The sequence below is a fragment of the Methylorubrum aminovorans genome (assembly GCF_022179725.1).
In the GTDB taxonomy this organism is placed as follows: Bacteria; Pseudomonadota; Alphaproteobacteria; order Rhizobiales; family Beijerinckiaceae; genus Methylobacterium; species Methylobacterium aminovorans.
In genome coordinates, this window is record NZ_BPRC01000033.1 from 33,666 (window position 1) to 47,951 (window position 14,286).

12 protein-coding genes and 1 pseudogene are annotated in these 14,286 nt (G+C 71.8%); 5 read left to right on the top strand and 8 right to left on the bottom strand.

Annotation, left to right across the window (positions count from 1 at the left end):
- Nucleotides 1-124: 124 nt before the first annotated feature.
- Nucleotides 125-349, top strand: a complete 225-nt coding sequence (locus tag MFF24_RS24950) for a hypothetical protein (RefSeq protein WP_238228704.1) — start codon at nt 125-127, stop codon at nt 347-349.
- Here the strand turns inward: MFF24_RS24950 and MFF24_RS24955 are convergent.
- From MFF24_RS24955 to MFF24_RS24975, 5 genes are all read right to left on the bottom strand, one after another.
- Complete coding sequence (locus MFF24_RS24955) at nt 346-1,494, bottom strand: ABC transporter permease (RefSeq protein ID WP_238228705.1); 1,149 nt, start codon at nt 1,492-1,494, stop codon at nt 346-348. The genes MFF24_RS24950 and MFF24_RS24955 overlap by 4 nt on opposite strands.
- Complete coding sequence (locus tag MFF24_RS24960; RefSeq protein WP_238228706.1) at nt 1,491-2,414, bottom strand: ABC transporter permease; 924 nt, start codon at nt 2,412-2,414, stop codon at nt 1,491-1,493. Before MFF24_RS24960 ends, MFF24_RS24955 begins: the two co-directional genes overlap by 4 nt.
- Nucleotides 2,411-4,009, bottom strand: coding sequence for a peptide ABC transporter substrate-binding protein (locus MFF24_RS24965; RefSeq protein ID WP_238228707.1), 1,599 nt, complete (start codon nt 4,007-4,009; stop codon nt 2,411-2,413). Before MFF24_RS24965 ends, MFF24_RS24960 begins: the two co-directional genes overlap by 4 nt.
- An 89-nt stretch (nt 4,010-4,098) precedes the next feature.
- Entirely contained in the window at nt 4,099-4,536 is a 438-nt protein-coding gene (locus tag MFF24_RS24970; RefSeq protein WP_096487988.1) for a GlcG/HbpS family heme-binding protein, read from the bottom strand.
- A gap of 79 nt (nt 4,537-4,615) precedes the next feature.
- The gene (locus MFF24_RS24975) at nt 4,616-5,068 is read right to left on the bottom strand and encodes an OsmC family protein (protein WP_108941965.1); all 453 of its coding nucleotides are present in this window, start codon (nt 5,066-5,068) and stop codon (nt 4,616-4,618) included.
- A gap of 136 nt (nt 5,069-5,204) precedes the next feature.
- On the opposite strand from MFF24_RS24975, the gene MFF24_RS24980 reads away from it, so the two are divergent.
- Complete coding sequence (locus tag MFF24_RS24980; protein WP_238228708.1) at nt 5,205-5,921, top strand: dihydrofolate reductase family protein; 717 nt, start codon at nt 5,205-5,207, stop codon at nt 5,919-5,921.
- Here MFF24_RS24980 and MFF24_RS24985 read toward each other — a convergent pair.
- Nucleotides 5,897-6,937 carry an alpha/beta hydrolase gene (locus MFF24_RS24985; protein WP_238228709.1) on the bottom strand — a complete coding sequence of 347 codons (1,041 nt, stop codon included), beginning with the start codon at nt 6,935-6,937 and terminating at the stop codon, nt 5,897-5,899. The genes MFF24_RS24980 and MFF24_RS24985 overlap by 25 nt on opposite strands.
- A 144-nt stretch (nt 6,938-7,081) precedes the next feature.
- Here MFF24_RS24985 and MFF24_RS24990 point away from each other — a divergent pair, with 144 nt between their 5' ends.
- On the top strand, nt 7,082-8,455 hold the full coding sequence (locus tag MFF24_RS24990) for an MFS transporter (protein WP_238228710.1): 1,374 nt from the start codon (nt 7,082-7,084) through the stop codon (nt 8,453-8,455).
- A gap of 244 nt (nt 8,456-8,699) precedes the next feature.
- On the opposite strand, the gene MFF24_RS24995 is transcribed toward MFF24_RS24990, so the two are convergent.
- Nucleotides 8,700-10,562, bottom strand: a complete 1,863-nt coding sequence (locus tag MFF24_RS24995) for an ABC-F family ATP-binding cassette domain-containing protein (protein ID WP_238228711.1) — start codon at nt 10,560-10,562, stop codon at nt 8,700-8,702.
- A gap of 276 nt (nt 10,563-10,838) precedes the next feature.
- On the opposite strand from MFF24_RS24995, the gene MFF24_RS25000 reads away from it, so the two are divergent.
- Together MFF24_RS25000 and mutL are read left to right on the top strand one after the other, a co-directional pair.
- Entirely contained in the window at nt 10,839-12,080 is a 1,242-nt protein-coding gene (locus tag MFF24_RS25000; RefSeq protein WP_166060755.1) for an acyl-CoA dehydrogenase family protein, read from the top strand.
- 70 nt (nt 12,081-12,150) lie between these two features.
- Nucleotides 12,151-14,139, top strand: a complete 1,989-nt coding sequence (gene mutL, locus MFF24_RS25005) for a DNA mismatch repair endonuclease MutL (protein ID WP_238228712.1) — start codon at nt 12,151-12,153, stop codon at nt 14,137-14,139.
- A 54-nt stretch (nt 14,140-14,193) separates the two neighbouring features.
- Here the strand turns inward: mutL and MFF24_RS25010 are convergent.
- Nucleotides 14,194-14,286, bottom strand: a pseudogene (locus MFF24_RS25010) (IS5/IS1182 family transposase); the annotation flags it as partial.

The window sequence follows — 14,286 nt, forward strand, 5'->3', positions numbered from 1 at the left end:
TAGGGTCTGCAGAGGGGACGCGACAGCGTTCGGAAACGCTTCAGGTTGTGGAATGGCCCCATTCGCCGGGCCACCCCCCATGAATTTTTTCGCACACCGTTCCGTCAGAACCCTGCTTCCCCCAATGGCTGCCGGACTGGCGGCGATGGGGGCCGTGATCGCGGTCTCCACGCTGGCCAGTGCCAGCGGGGCCGAACGCTGGGCGCTACGCCCGAAGGCGCAAACCGCTCCCGCCGAGCCCGGCCCCGCCTTGCGCGGGTCGAAGGCGATCCCCGTGTCGGAACTGCCCGGCGAGCGGCGCACGGTGCGCATCGTCTACCAGGGCTACCTGCCGGCTGAATCGCGCTAGCGCCCTGTTTCCGCATCGCCCGGTTCCGAAAGCTGGCGGCCACCTTTCGGGACGATGCTCTGATGCCTGGGGTCGAGCGCCTCGCCGAGCCCGTCGCCGAGCCGGTTGAGCGCCACCAGGGTGACGACGAGGAAGCCCGCGGGCGCGGCGAGCATCCACGGCGCGGATTCGAGCGCCCGCGATCCCTCGGCGATCAACACGCCCCAGGAGGTGTCGGGCTCCTGCACGCCGAGGCCGAGGAACGACAGGAAGCTCTCCAGCAGGATCACCCGCGGCACCAGCAGGGTCGCGGCGGCGATGATCGGGCCGAGGGTGTTGGGCACGACGTGCCGGGCGATCACCGCGCGCGACGACAGCCCCAGGGCGTAGGCGGCGCGGACGAAGTCGCGGCCCCTCAGGCTCAGCGTCTGGGTGCGGACGATGCGGGCCATGTCGAGCCACTCGACCGCCGCCACCGCGACCAGCACCAGCCACAGCCCGGCGCGGAAGAACACCAGCAGCATGATGACGAGGAACACGAAGGGCAGGGCGTAGAGGATGTCGAGGAGGCGCATCATCAGCGCATCGACCGTGCCCCCGGCCATGCCGGAGACCGCGCCGTAGGCGACGCCGATGAGGAGCGCGGCGAGCGCCGCGGTCAACCCGATCAGCAGGGAGACCTGCCCCGCCGCGAGGCAGCGGGTGAGGAGGTCGCGCCCCAGCCCGTCGGTGCCGAGAACGAAATAGCGTTTCCGGATCGGCACCTCGGCCACGATCCGGCGGTCGTCGGCGGAGCGCTCCAGCACCCTGGCCTCGCCGAACAGGCCGGAGCGGGACAGCAGGCGGAAGGCGCGCGTGTCGATGGGTTTGTCCGCGGTCAGCGTCAGCCGAACCCGGTCGCCCTCCTGCGCCACGTCCTCCAGCGTCACCCGCATCCGGAAGGCGAGGCGTTGCAGCGCCGGGCGCAGCTCGTCGGGCTGCGGATGGGCGGTGAGGCTCGGGGGCACCCGGACGAAGTCCGGATAAATCCGCTCCGGCGGATGGCCGGTGAGAGACGGGCCGATCAGGCAAGCGAGCACGATCAGCACGAGGCTCGCCAGCGCCGCTACCGCCGACCGGTCGCGGGCGAGGCGGCGGCGGGCGAGACGGGCGAGCGCGAGGCTCATGCGGACAGCCTCACCCGGGGGTCGAGGGCGGCGGCGATCAGGTCGCCGATCAGGTTGAAGACGATCACCAGCACCGCCACCAGGATCACCGTGCCCATCACCAGGGTGTAATCGCGGTTGAGCGCGCCCTCGACGAAGTAGCGCCCGATACCGGGCAGGCCGAAGATGGTCTCGACCACCACCGAGCCGGTCATCAGCCCCGCCGCCAGCGGCCCCAGCGTCGCGACCACGGGGAGCAGTGCGCCGCGCAGGGCATGCCGGGCGATGCGGGCGCGCGACAGCCCCATGGCGCGCTGCGTGCGGATATGGGGCTGGATCAGCACCTCGCCGAGCGAGGCGCGGGTGAGCCGGGCGATGCCCGCCGCGTGGGGCAAAGCGAGAGTGAGCACCGGCAGGACGAGGTTTTTCGGATTTCCGTCGGCCCAGCCGCCGACGGGGAGCCAGGCGAGCCCGAGGCCGAACACGATCTGGAACAGGGGGGCGGTGACGAAGCTCGGCACCGCGAGCCCGAGGGAGGCGGCGAGCCCCACCAGACGGTCAGCCGCCCCGCCGCGGTTGAGCGCGGCGACGCTTCCCAGCGCCAGGCCGAGGGCCAGCGCGAGGACGAGCGCGAGGCCGCCGAGCGTCACCGAGACCGGCAGGCCGCGGGCGAACAGGTCGGTGACCGTGAGGTCACGAAAGGTGAAGGAGGGGCCGAGATCGCCCCGTAACAGGCTCAGGAGGTAGCGCCCGAACTGCACGATGAGCGGCTGGTCGAGGCCGTAGACCCGGCGCAGGTTCTCCATCGCCGCCGGCGGCAGCGGCCGCTCCAGATCGAACGGGCCGCCCGGCGCCAGCCGGATCAGGAAGAAGCTACCCGTCACCACGAGGAACAGCGTCGGCAGGCTCTGGGCGATCCGGTGGGCGATGAGGGCGATCACGGATCGAGCCGGAGATAGCGGGTGGGGGCGACGTTGCGGATGTTCGGATGCATCCCGTGCAGCCGCGGCGAGATCAGTGCCTTCGAGCGGTAATGCAGCAGCGGCAGCCAGGGCAGTTCGTCGAGCACGATTTCTTCCGCCTCGAACAGCATCCGCGCGCGAACTTCGACGTCGCGCTCCCCTGCGGCTCGGCTGAGCAGACCGTCGAAGCGCGGATTCGACCAGCGTCCCGCGTTGAAGCCGTCATTGCCGGTGCGGAGCAGGAACAAGAAGTTCTGCGGGTCGGAGTAATCCGCGACCCAGGACATCCGGGCGAGGTCGAAGAGACCGCCGTCGCGCAGATAGGCGAAGTGGGTCTTGGCGTCGGTGGAGACGAAGCGGGTCTCGACGCCGATGCCGCGCCATGCATCCGCCAGCGCGATCGCCGTGTTACGGTTGTTGTCGGTGACGTTGAAGCGATACTCGACCCGCAGCGGGTTGCCCGGTCCGTAGCCGGCCTGCGCCAGAAGCCGCAAAGCCTCCTCCTCGCGGTCGATCGGTCCGTCCTCGCGCCCCGGCAGGAGCGGCGGCGGCAGGGCGTTGTCGAGGCCCGGCGGGCAGAAGGAATAGGCCGGGGCCATGGTCTGCCCCCACACGATCTCGGCCAGGAACTCGCGGTCGATGGCGAGCGACAGGGCGCGGCGCACCCGCGAGTCGTCGAAGGGCTTCTTCCGCAGGTTGAAGGCGATGGCGAGAAGGCCGAGCCCCGGCCCGAGCCGCACCTGCGCACCGAAGCGCTGCTTCAGCGAGGCGATCTGGTCGGCGGGCAGGTCGGAGAGGGAATCGATCTCGCCGGCCGCAAAGCGCCGCACCGCCGCGGCAAGATCCGGGGTCGGGACGAAATCGACCCGCTCGATCGGGATCGCGGCGGCGTCGCGGTGATGCGGGTTTTTCGTGAGCGTGATGCGGTCGTTCGGCACCCAATCGACCAGGGCGTAGGGGCCGTTCGAGACGAGGTTGCCGGGCCGCGCGAAGGCATCGCCCCAGCGCTCCAGGGACGGGCGGTGGACCGGCAGGGAGGTCTGGTGGGTGAGGAGTTCGAGCAGGTAGGGGACCGGCTCGGCGAGCCCGATCTCCAACGTGCCGGGATCGGGGGCCGCCACGGCCATCGTCTCCGGCGGCTGCGCGCCCGCATTGACGGCCGCCGCGCCGCGGATCGGGAACAGCACCTCGGCGTATTTCGCCGCCGTCTTCGGATCGAGGATGCGGCGCAGGGAAAACAGGAAGTCGTCGGCCGTGACCGCATCGCCATTCGACCAGCGCCCGTCGGGGCGCAAGACGAAGCGGTAGGTGAGGCGGTCGGCGGAGACGGTCCAGCGCGCGGCCATGCCGGGAATGATGGCGCCGCGATTGTCGTAGGTCAGCAGGCCCTCGAACAGGTCGCGCAGGAGATGCGCCTCGGCCACCGTCGAGGTCTTGTGCGGATCGAGCGTTTCCGGGTCGGCGTCGTTGCCGCGGCGGTAGACGGGGGAGGCCGCCCGCGCGGGGGCGGGCAGGGTGAGCCCGGCGGCCCAAGCTGCGCCGCCGCGCAGGACGGTGCGCCGGAGGAAGGTCATCGGGTCATCATTTGCCACAGCATCCCCTCTCCCCGCTGGCGAGAGGAGGGGACACGCGGCGCGTGCCTTCAAACACGGCCTTCAGACCCTCAAGCCCCCGTATCCCCCTTCAGCCCCGCCGCCTCGATGCCGGCCAGCGCGCAGATCTCGTCATTGTCGGAGGTGTCGCCGGAGACGCCGACCGCGCCGAGCAGGCGGCCGCCAGCATCGCGGATCAGCACGCCGCCGGGCACCGGCACCAGGGCATCCGGGCCGACGAGGTGGCTCACCGCGGCCACGAAATGCGGCTGCTCCTCGGCGCGCTTGGCGATCGCCCGCGAGCCGAGGCCGAGCGCGAGCGCGCCGTTGGCCTTGCCGCGGGCGATCTCCGCCCGGCGCAGCGAGGTGCCGTCCTCGGCCGCGAGGCACTTGAGCGCGCCGCGGGCGTCGTAGACGACCACCGCCAGCGGCTTGAGATTCCGTTCGCGGGCGGTCTTCAGGGCGGTCGCCACGAGGGTCTGGGCGGCGGCGAGCGTCAGGTCGGTCATCGAATGTCCTCGCGGATGTCCTCGAAGGATTGTGTCGTCGAGGACATGCACCGGCGGGACCGGTTGTGCCAAGCGCGCCTCAGGCGACCGTCACCTCGGTGCGCACGGAATTGGCGATGAAGCAGGTCTGGTGCGCCTCTTCGTGGAGGGCGGCGAGCCGCTCCGCGTCGGGCGCCGGGCCGGCCCATTCGATGCGCGGATGCAGCACCACCCGCGTCACCGCCTGTCGGCCGGGGGCGATCTCCGCCATCGTGCCCTCGGCATGATCGCGATAGGTGCGGGCGGAGAAGCCCGCGAGCCGGGCGACGTGGAGGAAGCTCAGCATGTGGCAGGAGGAGAGCGCTGCCACCAGCATCTCCTCGGGGTCGACCGCCGACGCCACCGCCCACTTGCCGACGACGTGGGGCGAGGCCGAGCCCGCGAGTTCGACGCCGCCATCGAAGCGCAGGGTGTGTCCCCGGCTATAGCGCCCGGCGGCGAAATCCTCGCCCGCCGCGAGCGCCCAGCGAACATCCGCAGTGTAGGTCGCCATGGTGCCTCTCCCTCTCTGCCGCCACCAGCCTATCTGCGGCGCCATGCCCGGCAAAGGCGTCCGGAGCGGCCCTGGCCGGCGGGTCGAGGCGGTCTAGTTCCGGCCTTCGATCCCGAACAGCAGGAAGCCCGCCGCCATGGCCGACACCTCGGAGCGCCCCTACGTCCTGTGCCACATGACGACCTCGGTCGATGGCCGCATCAAGGTCCGGCGCTGGACCACCATCGACGCGGATTCGCACTACGAGGCGGTCCACAAGCGGCTGAAGGGCGATGCCTGGATGTGCGGGCGCATCACCATGCAGGGCTATGCCGACAGCGCAAAACCTCTCGCGTCCGCACCGCCGGACGATCCGGCGTCGCGCGAGGACCACGTCGCCCGCACCGACGCCGCCGGCTACGCGGTGGCGCTCGATGCCCGCGGCGCGATGGATTGGGGTGCGCGCAACGACATCGAGGGCGATCACGTCATCGTGCTCACCACGGGACAGGCCTCCGACGACCGCTTGCGCCGCCTGAAGGCAGGGGGCCAGTCCTACATCATCGCCGGCGAGCACGCGGTCGATTTCGCCCTGGCGCTGAAGAAGCTCAAGCGCCTGTTCGGCATCGAGCGGCTGCTGGTCGAGGGCGGCGGGCGCATCAACGGCTCGATGCTCAAGGCCGGGCTCGTGGACGAACTCAGCCTGCTGCTCGCACCCGCCATCGACGGCGTGATCGGCACGCCGGCCCTGTTCGACTTCGAGGGCGGAGAGGAAGAGTCCATGGGCTCGCGGCGCCGCCTCACGCGCACCGCCTGCGAGCCGTTCGACGACGGTACCGTCTGGCTGCGCTACCGGATCGAGACGGTGGGCTGATCCCGCCTCTCGCGGTGGGCGGCGAGGAAGGCGTCATAGGCGCCTGTCACCGCCGCCCGATCCTCGAAATGTGGGAAGGCGCCGGTGGGCAGCCGCCGGATCGTCCAGTTCGAGCGGCCAGCCACCTCGCTGACATAGCGGTAATCGACGAAGTCGCCCCGCGCCCCGTGGACCATGAAAATCGGAAGCGTCAGCGCCTCGTAGACCCGCGTGGTGTCGTCGGGGAACAGGTAACCGGAGAGGAATGAGAACGGCGCGTGCTCGGCCCCCGGCTGATGCGCCGAGAGCTGGTCGTAGGCGAGCAGGCCCTCGTCGATGTCGCGGCTGCCCCAGGTCTTTTCCAGGAAGAAGCGCATGCTCGGTCGGCTCACCAGCGCGTCGAAGAGCGGGCGGCCCCAGAGCGGGAAGGCGGCGAGCTGCCGCGCCAGCGGCTTGCCGCGGTTGGCGTCTTTGGGTCCGTATCCCGACAGCCGGGCGTCGAAGCCGGTCGGGCTGATGAGGCCGAGGGTCGCGAACAGGTCCGGCCGCTCCAGCGCGGCGCGGGCGAGATAGGCGCAGGGGAGCGAGAGCGCGATCGCGTCGAGCGCGGCGCCGCCGTGGCGGCCGGCGATCTCGGCCGCCGCGTCGAGGATCGCGTCGGTCATCAGCCGGGGCGTGTAGATCCGGTCCGCCCGCTCGGAATGGCCGAAGCCCGGCAGTTCGAGCGCGTAGACCGGGCGGTACCGCCGGTAATGCTCGTAGAGCGGCTTGACCTCGTAGGCGTTGGCCGCCGCGTTGACCGAGTGGATCAAGAGAAGTGGCCGTCCGCCCTGGGCATCCGAGGCGTAGAGGTTCACCCGTCCGGAGCGCGTGCGCAGGGTGCTCCGCCGCCCCGGCAGGGCCGGGGGCAGGGGGCCGGCCCGGTTCAGCCCGAGATGGCTCCAGGCGATCCAGGCGCCGGCCGCGGCGAGCGGCAGCAGGGCGAAGGCGCCGACCTTGCCGCTGCGACGGGTCACGGGATGGCTCGGGCCGCGCATGGTTCCTCCGTTCGGGATTCGCGACGGACAACGCGGGGCGAGCCCCTGCGTTGCCGATCGCCCATGACTCGCCTGCCACCCACGGTTCACGCCGCGTCGTCTTCCCGTTAAGCCTGTATCGGAGCGAAGGGGGGAAGAAACCGGATGCAGGATCGCAAGCCCGAGCGGCGTGTCCTCGCGATCACCGCCGTCCTGACGGGCCTCGGGATGGCGGCGCTGCCGACCACGGGAATGGCGATGCTGATGCCGTGGGTGATGCAGCAGGGGGCCTACCCGGTCGCCACGGCCGGTGTGATCCAGACGGCGCATGCCTACGGCCTGATCCTGGCCGCGCTGCCGATGGCGGCGCTCGCCGCGCGGCTGGGACCGCGCCGCGGCTTCCTCGTCGCGCTCCTCGCGCTGGCCGTCCTCGTCCCCGCCGCTTCCCTGCCGCTCGACCTCGTGCCGCTGCTGGCCTTGCGCCTTGCGCAAGGGGCGGGCTCCGCGCTGCTCCTCTGCGCGGGCTGGAGCCTGCTGCGCCGCCTCTTCGGCGAGGCGCGCCTTGGGCTTGGCCTCGGCTGCGCGGAACTCGCCGCCCTTCCGGCGCTGCTGCTGGTCCAGATGGGGGCCGGGTTCGCGCTTTCCTTCCTGGGCAGCCTCGGGATCCTCGTCCCCACCCTGCTCCTGGCTCTGCCGAGCCTGATCCTCGGTCTGATCGCCCTACCGGAGGACGACGCATCGCGGCCGCGCTTCGATGGGCTCGGCGCCGTCCTGTCGGTGCTTTCTCTCGGGCTGCTCCTGGCCGCCGTGCCGCTCGCGGTGATCCGGCCGGTCGTGGCGCTGCTCGTGCTCAATCTCGGCCTGATGCTCTCGGCGCTCTGGATCTGGCAGCAATGGCGGCGGCCGGCGCCGCTGCTGCCGCTCGATCTTCTCGCGCGCCCGCAGGCCGGATGGCTGCTCGCCGCGGCGTTCGTGGGCAACATCGCGCTCACCGCGGCGGATACGGGCCTGCTCTCCCGCCTCAACGGCTTCGCCGGCCTGTCTCAGGACGGCATCGGCTTCATGTTCCTGGGTCTCGCCGCCCTCACCGCCGGGGCGGGCTTCCTCGCCGGCCGGTCCGGCGCGCTGTCGCTGGCCCGGATCGGAATGGGGCTGACAGCGGTCGGTCTCGCCGCCCTCGCCGTAGCCTCCCCGGGCGGCGAGGCGCAGGCATGGCCGATCCTGGCCGCCGGCCTCCTCGCCTTCGGCCTCGGCCGCGGGTTGTTCAGCGTCGCCAACGCGCTGGCCCTGCTGCGGGCCGCGCCGCCGGAGCGCAACGCCGCGGCGACCGGGCTGTTCGTCCTCGCGGGCGGGCTCGGGACGCTCCTCGGCCCGCTTTATCTGACGCAGCTCCCGGCCCTGTTGCTTCCGGCCCGCGCGATGTCCACCGAGCTCTGGCTCGGACTCGCGGCGGGGGCGGCAGGGATCGCGGCCCTGCTCAGCCGGTCGGGCGCGAAGACCGCGCCGCATGGCGGGCACCTCGCGCGCGAACCCATCTGAGAGACGCTTTCCCACGCCGTTTCCGGCACTCTGGACGCCCCCTCATGCTGAGGTGCTCGCGACAGGCGAGCCTCGCAGCACGCCGCGACGCCTCTCCCCGGCAGCCCGATGCCGTGGGATCGACCGTTCCGGGGTGCTTCGAGGCCGAGCGTTCGCTCGGCACCTGGGCATGAGGAATGGTCGCCTGGCCTGGAAGCCTTGTCCGCTCACGCTCCGAGCGGCTGACACGGGTGTGGCGCGGACGTCAGGCCGCCTCGATCTCGCCGCTCACTTCCAGCCACTCCTCCTCGGCCCTGGCTAAAGCCTCGGCCGCCTCGGCGCGCATGCGGGCCAGGTCCCCGGCCTTGGCCGCGTCCTTGAGGAAGGCGGTGCCATCGGCGAGCGCCGCGTCGATCTTCTCGATCGCGCCCGAGAGCTTGGCCATGCGCGCCTCGATCGCCTCGAGGCGCTTCTTGAGGGGCGCGAGCGCCGCGCGGCGCTCCACCGCCGAGCGGCGCGCCTCGGCCTTCTGGCCGCCGGTGCCCTCACCCGACGTGTCCGCCCGCTCCGGGCCGGCCAGCACGAGGCGGCGGTAATCGTCCATGTCGCCGTCGAAGGTCTTCACCGAGCCGTTGCCGACGATCCAGAGCCGGTCGGCGCAGGCCTCGATCAGGAAGCGGTCGTGGGAGACGAGGATCACCGCCCCCTCGTAGTCGTTGATCGCCTCGACCAGGGCCTGCCGGCTCTCGATGTCGAGGTGGTTGGTCGGCTCGTCGAGAATCAGCAGGTGCGGCCCGTCGAAGGCGGCGAGCCCCATCAGCAACCGCGCCTTCTCGCCGCCCGAGAGCTGCGAGACCGGCGTGTCCGCCTTTGACGCGGGGAAGCCGAGGCGGGCGGCGGCCGAGCGCACCTTCGCCTCCGGCGCATCGGGCATCCGATCGCGCACATGCGCCACCGCGCTCTCGGACGGCCGCAGCTCGTCGAGCTGGTGCTGGGCGAAATAGGCGACCTCCATCTTGGAGGAGCGCTTCAGCTCGCCGGCGAGCGGGGGAAGCCGGCCACCGATCAGCTTGCAGAAGGTCGACTTGCCGTTGCCGTTGGCGCCGAGCAGCGCCACCCGGTCGTCGGGGGCGAGACTGAGATTGAGCCCCGAGAGCACGACCCGCTCGCCGTAGCCGGCGCTCACCCGCTCCATGGCGACGATCGGCGGCGAGAGCGGCTTGTCCGGGCTGGGGAGGTGGATCACCGGCGCCTCGTCCTCGAGGAGGGCCGCGATCGGCTCCATCTTGGCGAGCCGCTTCATCCGCGATTGGGCTTGGCGCGCCTTGGTCGCCTTGGCCTTGAAGCGGTCGATGAAGCTCTGGAGATGGGCCCGCTCGGCGTCCTGCTTGGCTTTCGCCTTGGCCTGCAGCACCCGCTTCTCGGAGAGCTGGCGCGAGAAGCTGGTGAAGCCACCGCGGTAGATCGTCAGCTTGCCGCGGTCGAGATGGAGAATGTGATCGACCGACGTGTCGAGCAGTTCCCGGTCGTGGCTGATGATGATCGCCGTGCGCGGGTATTTTTCGAGGTAGTCGTAGAGCCAGAGCGTGCCCTCGATGTCGAGGTAGTTGGTGGGCTCGTCCAGCAGCAGCAGGTCCGGCTCGGAGAACAGGATCGCCGCGAGCGCCACCCGCATGCGCCATCCGCCGGAGAAATCCGAGCAGGGCCGCGCCTGCGCCGCCGCGTCGAAGCCGAGACCGTGCAGGATCGCCGCCGCGCGGGCCGGCGCCGAATGCGCGCCGATATCGACGAGCCGCGTCTCGATCTCGGCCCGGCGCAGGCCGTCGGCGTCTTCCGCCTCCCGCATCAGCCGGGCGCGTTCGAGGTCGGCGGCGAGCACCACCTCGTGCAGGGTCTCGGGGCCGGCCGGCGCCTCCTGCGCCACCGCGCCGATGCGCATGCCCTTCGGGATCGAGACCGCGCCGGCATCGGTCGGCAAGTCGCCGAGGATCGCCCGGAACAGGGTGGTCTTGCCCGCCCCGTTGCGGCCGACCAGCCCGACGCGGGCGCGGTCGGGGATCGCGAAGGTCGCCGAATCGAGGATGACCCGCTCGCCGATGCGGTAGGTGAGATCGTTGACGCGCAGCATGGGCGGCGTTCTGGGGGCGGGCGGGCCTCAGCGCAAGAGCGTCCGCAGCGCAAGAGCGTCCGCCGCCCACGGCTCATTCCGGCGAAGGGGCCGCCGGCTCGGCGAGAGCAGGCGCGTCGCGCGGTGGAGGCTCGGCCATTCGCCGATGGCCCCGCCATCCTCATCGAGGCCGTCCGGTCGGAGGCGGATCAGCCCCCTCCGCAGAGCCCCGCGCGAACGTTTTGCCAGCTTGAGCGTTCGGCTCGCACGAACGACAACAAAAGACGCGGAGGAACCATGGCCAAGGCCGATTCTGAGAAGCCGGACTTCAAGGCGCCGCGTCCGCCGGAGCTGCTCTCGCCCTGGCGCACGGAGAGGCGCGCCGCCCTTCAGGCGGAAGCCCGGGCGTTTGCCCGCGACGTGATCCTTCCCATCGCCGACGAGCTCGACCCGCAAAAAGGTGAGATGCCCCGCTCGCTGATCGACCAGATGGCGGAGAAGGGCTGGTTCGGCATCACCATTCCCGCCGAGTACGGCGGGATGGGCCTCGGCGTGTTCGAGTACTGCCTCGTCTCCGAGGAGCTCGCCCGCGCCTGGCTCTCGACCGGCTCGATCCTGGCCCGCGGCCAGGGGCTCGGCACGCAGACCCTCGACGAGGAGCGCCGCCGGGCCCTGCTCGCCAAATCCGCCAAGGGCCAGTGGATCGGCTCGATCGCGCTGTCCGAACCCACGGCCGGCTCGGATCTCGCCGGGGTGCAGACCCGCGCCGTGCGCGAGGGTGACGAATGGGTGCTGACCGGCACCAAGCGCTGGGCCGGCTTCGCGCAAGGGGCCGACTTCATCGAGGTGCTGGCCCGGGTGCGCGATCCCGAACCCGGCGAGCCGCGCTCGGCCGGGCTCGAACCCTTCCTCGTCGTCAAGGAGCCCGGCACCTTCCCGCCGGGGGTGACGGGCACGGTCATCGACAAGATCGGCTACCACGGCTTCCTCACCTTCGAGCTGAGCCTCGACGGCGTGCGGGTGCCCGAGCGCGACCGGCTCACCGGCCTCTATGGCGACGAGGGGGCGGACGCCGATTCCGGCGGCTTCGCCTCGGTGCAACGCGGCCTCAACATCGCCCGCGTCCACACCGCGGCGCGTGCGGTTGGCGTGGCGCGGGCCGCGGTGGAGGATTGCACCGCCTACCTTCAGGAGCGCGAGCAGTTCGGCCAGCCGATCGGCCAGTTCCAGGCCCTGCGCTTCGCGCTCGCCGACATGGCGGCGGAGGTGGGCCAGGCCCGCGCCTACTGGCAACAGGTCGCCCACCTCCTCGACGAAGGCCTACCCGCCGAGAGCGAGTCGGCGGCGGTGAAGCTGCTCGCCACCGAGATGGCGGTGCGGGTGACGAACCAAGCGATGCAGCTCCACGGCGGCAACGGCTACACCACCGAGCGGCGGATCGAGCGCTACTGGCGCGATGCCCGCCTCACCACGATTTTCGAGGGCACCAGCGAGATCCAGCGCCGCATCATCAGCGACCGGATGCTGCCGCGGGGATGAGGTCAGAGGTGAGGATACCGGCGACCGCTCGCTATCGGGCGGTTGTTGGACCTCCTATATTTCGCCCGTCATGTCCGCCGCCCCCGATTTCCGCGATCCGCCGCGCGCCGCGGTCCGCCGCCTCGACCCGATCCTGGTCGATCGCATCGCCGCAGGCGAGGTGGTCGAGCGGCCGGCCTCGGCGGTCAAGGAACTCGTCGAGAACGCGATCGATGCCGGGGCTCGCAGCATCGAGGTGGCGATCGAGGGCGGCGGGCGCCGCCTGATCCGCGTCGTCGACGACGGGATCGGCATGGGGGCCGACGACCTCGCGCTCGCGGTCGAGCGCCACGCCACCTCGAAGCTGCCCGACGGCGACCTCACCCGGATCGGCTCGCTCGGCTTTCGCGGCGAGGCTCTGCCCTCGATCGGGGCGGTCTCGCGGCTCACCCTCACCTCGCGCACGGCCGACGGGGAGGGGGTGAGCCTGACGATCGATTCCGGGGTCAAGGGCCCGGTGCGCCCGGCGCCGGCGACGCGCGGCACCCGGATCGAGGTCACCGAACTCTTCGCCGCAACCCCGGCCCGGCTGAAATTCCTCAAATCCGACCGGGCCGAGACCGCCGCCGTCGCCGAGATCCTGCGCCGGCTCGCGGTGGCGCAGCCGCAGATCCGCTTCACGCTCCGCACCGAGAGCGGGAGCCCGACGGTGTTCCCCGCCGAGAGCGAGCCGGGCCCGGCCGCGCTGCTGCGTCGGCTCGGCGCGGTGCTGGGGCCGGACTTTCCCGGCAATTCCGTGCCCGTCGACATGGCCCGCGAGGGTTTCGCGCTCCAAGGTCATGTCGGCCTGCCGACCTTCCACCGCGGGGCGGCCAACCACATCCACTTCGTCGTCAACGGGCGCCCGGTGCGCGACCGGCTGCTGCTCGGCGCCGTGCGCGGGGCCTATGCCGACACGATGAGTTCCGACCGCCATCCGGTGCTCGCGCTCGCGCTCACCTGCGATCCCGCCCTCGTCGACGTGAACGTGCATCCGGCCAAGACCGAGCTGCGCTTCCGCGAGCCGGGGCTGGTGCGGGCGCTGATCGTCAGCGCGATCCATGAGGCCCTGCGCCGGGCCGGCGCCCGCTCGTCCAGTACCGGCACCCAGGCGGCCCTCGACGCGCTGCGGGCCGGCGGCAGTATGGGCGGCGCTCTGCCGATGGCGGCGGGCGCGGGCCGGTTCGCCGTGCATTCGGGCGCCTCCGTCCCAAGCGTTCTGAATCCCCGCCCGGCGAGCCGTCTGTTCTCCGGCCCCTCGGTGGCCGCGCCCGCGGGCTACCACACGCCCCCGCGCCCGACCTTCGAGCCGGGACGGACGGGCTTTGCCGAGACGCCGCAGGCGCTGTTCGCCGCCGACCTCGCTCCGCCGGGCGCCGACCTGCGGCCCGAGCCGGAGGCGGCCCCGGAGGTCGAGGCCCATCCCGACACGCATCCGCTCGGCGCGGCCCGCGCGCAGATCCACGAGACCTACATCCTCGCCCAAACCCGCGACGGCATCGTGCTGGTCGATCAGCACGCCGCCCATGAGCGGCTCGTCTACGAGCGGCTGAAGCGCGAGCGGGCCGGCGGCGGCGTGCTCGCCCAGGGGCTGCTGATCCCCGACGTCGTCGAGATGGCGCCCGAGGAGGCCGACCGCCTCGTCGAGGCGGCGCCCGATCTGGAGCGGCTGGGTCTCACCCTGGAGGCGTTCGGCCCCGGCGCGGTGCTGGTGCGCTCCGTGCCCTCGGCGCTGGCGGGCGGCTCGGTGAAGGGGCTCGTGCTCGACGTGCTCGACGCGCTCGAAGCCAGCGGCGTCGAGGAGGGTGGCCCGGCCGGCGCGGGCGATCCCGACCCCGTGAGCCGGCGCCTCGACGCGATTCTGTCGCGGATGAGCTGCCACGGCTCGATCCGCGCCGGCCGCCGCCTCAAGCCTGAGGAAATGAACGCGCTCCTGCGCGAGATGGAAGCGACGCCGCTCTCCGGCTCGTGCAACCACGGCCGCCCGACCTTCGTCACACTCGGACTTGCCGATATCGAGCGGCTGTTCGGACGGCGCTGATGACAGCCCCGGTGAGGCCGCCGTTAGACGGCTGGCACTAGGTCGCGTGGACAGTTACCGGAGCCATAGGACGATGGCGGCGAGCGTGACGACGGCGGCGTAGTTGCGGGCGGTCTTCTCGTAGCGAGTGGCGACGCGGCGGAACTG

Coding starts and splice junctions, on each gene's coding strand:
- MFF24_RS24950 (WP_238228704.1), top strand. CDS start 125: ATGGCTGCCGGACTGGCGGCGATGGGGGCCGTGATCGCGGTCTCCACG.
- MFF24_RS24955 (WP_238228705.1), bottom strand. CDS start 1,494: ATGAGCCTCGCGCTCGCCCGTCTCGCCCGCCGCCGCCTCGCCCGCGAC.
- MFF24_RS24965 (WP_238228707.1), bottom strand. CDS start 4,009: ATGACCTTCCTCCGGCGCACCGTCCTGCGCGGCGGCGCAGCTTGGGCC.
- MFF24_RS24970 (WP_096487988.1), bottom strand. CDS start 4,536: ATGACCGACCTGACGCTCGCCGCCGCCCAGACCCTCGTGGCGACCGCC.
- MFF24_RS24975 (WP_108941965.1), bottom strand. CDS start 5,068: ATGGCGACCTACACTGCGGATGTTCGCTGGGCGCTCGCGGCGGGCGAG.
- MFF24_RS24980 (WP_238228708.1), top strand. CDS start 5,205: ATGGCCGACACCTCGGAGCGCCCCTACGTCCTGTGCCACATGACGACC.
- MFF24_RS24985 (WP_238228709.1), bottom strand. CDS start 6,937: ATGCGCGGCCCGAGCCATCCCGTGACCCGTCGCAGCGGCAAGGTCGGC.
- MFF24_RS24990 (WP_238228710.1), top strand. CDS start 7,082: ATGCAGGATCGCAAGCCCGAGCGGCGTGTCCTCGCGATCACCGCCGTC.
- MFF24_RS24995 (WP_238228711.1), bottom strand. CDS start 10,562: ATGCTGCGCGTCAACGATCTCACCTACCGCATCGGCGAGCGGGTCATC.
- MFF24_RS25000 (WP_166060755.1), top strand. CDS start 10,839: ATGGCCAAGGCCGATTCTGAGAAGCCGGACTTCAAGGCGCCGCGTCCG.
- mutL (WP_238228712.1), top strand. CDS start 12,151: ATGTCCGCCGCCCCCGATTTCCGCGATCCGCCGCGCGCCGCGGTCCGC.